This is a genomic window from Legionella feeleii, from assembly GCF_001467625.1.
In the GTDB taxonomy this organism is placed as follows: Bacteria; Pseudomonadota; Gammaproteobacteria; order Legionellales; family Legionellaceae; genus Tatlockia; species Tatlockia feeleii.
Map to the genome: position 1 here is coordinate 289 of NZ_LNYB01000090.1, position 1,356 is coordinate 1,644.

Here is a 1,356-nt window from a genome sequence, read left to right on the forward strand (position 1 = left end):
TGATTGAAATTAAGGATAATCAGGCTGGTTTTTCACACGATTTTAAAAGCCCCTATGCAACTAAAAAAGCACCTAAGTTTAGCTCCACTTATCAACGGATTTAAAAAGAGTTTTTATGATTACCAGGAGACGAGGCGTGGAAGCAGTACAACTTATTCTGCGTTAGATACTGCCTTATCTGGTTTGGCTTGTATGTTTTATCAATCAGGGAACATGGTGAACTATCAGGAGCGTATGGAGAGGAAGCATCACAAAAATAATCTTCAGACCCAATTTGGGGTAGTTCATACTCCGAAAGACAACCAAATGCGCAAGATTATCGGCTCTATCCCTTCTGCTCAGTTTGCTCCCATCTTTGACGATTATTTAGCCAGGTTGCAACGCGGCAAGCATTTGGCATCTTATCAGTTTCAAAAGAAGTATCTGGTGGCTATTGATGCCACCGAATACTATTCCTCTGAGGCTATCAACTGCGCATGCTGTTTGACCCAGACGAAACGTAATGGCGTCGTACAATACAGTCATAAGGCATTGCAGCCTATTATTTGTCACCCAGACAAAAAGCATATACTGCCATTAATGCCAGAAGAAATTAAAAATACAGATGGCACGGAGAAGCAAGACTGTGAAATCAATGCGGCCTACCGCCTTCTCCCCTCCATAAGGTCGCGACATCCACGCATGTCCTTTATCTGGTTGGCAGATAGCCTGTATGCGACCGCTCCTTTTATTCAAACTATTCTTGATGCAAAAGAAGAGTATCTGTTTCGAGTCAAACAAGGGGACCATAAAAAATTATTTAAAGCCATTGAAAAAGCCCCCTATGAGAGCTTGAAAACTCGAAACGATAGCGGTACCACTATCGCCCATCGCTGGTACAAGGAGATTCCTTTAAATGGCAGCACAGATATTACAGTAACAGTCATTCAGGCCTTTGCCATTAGCATGGATAAAAAGGGTAATCAGACTTCAACAACGCTTGGAGTATGGGCCACGAATCTTGATGTCAATGCCACAACGGTGGCCAGCATCACCAAAGCTGCCAGAGCAAGATGGAAGGTGGAAAACGAATGTTTTAATACGCTAAAAAATAATGGCTATGATTTGACGCATAACTGGGGACATGTCAATGGGGAGTCCTTTAATTTTTATATCCTAATCATGCTTGCCTTTTATATTCATCAAATCCTTGAGATGACAGACAAATTGTTCCATTGGTGCCGTAGTATTACAAGAACATTTAGGCAGTTATGGAGTGAGCTTGAGGTGATTTTTGGCATGTTTCTTTTTGAAAGTTGGGAGAAAATGCTTTGCTTTTATGCTGAAAAGCGAGAGAAACCACCACCTTTCATCATT

1 protein-coding gene is annotated in these 1,356 nt (G+C 41.6%); it reads left to right on the forward strand.

Going from position 1 to position 1,356, the window contains the following annotated elements:
• Positions 1 to 192: 192 nt before the first annotated feature.
• Positions 193 to 1,356: hypothetical protein (locus Lfee_RS17730; protein WP_238584954.1), on the forward strand; the 1,164-nt coding region annotated here is incomplete at its 3' end.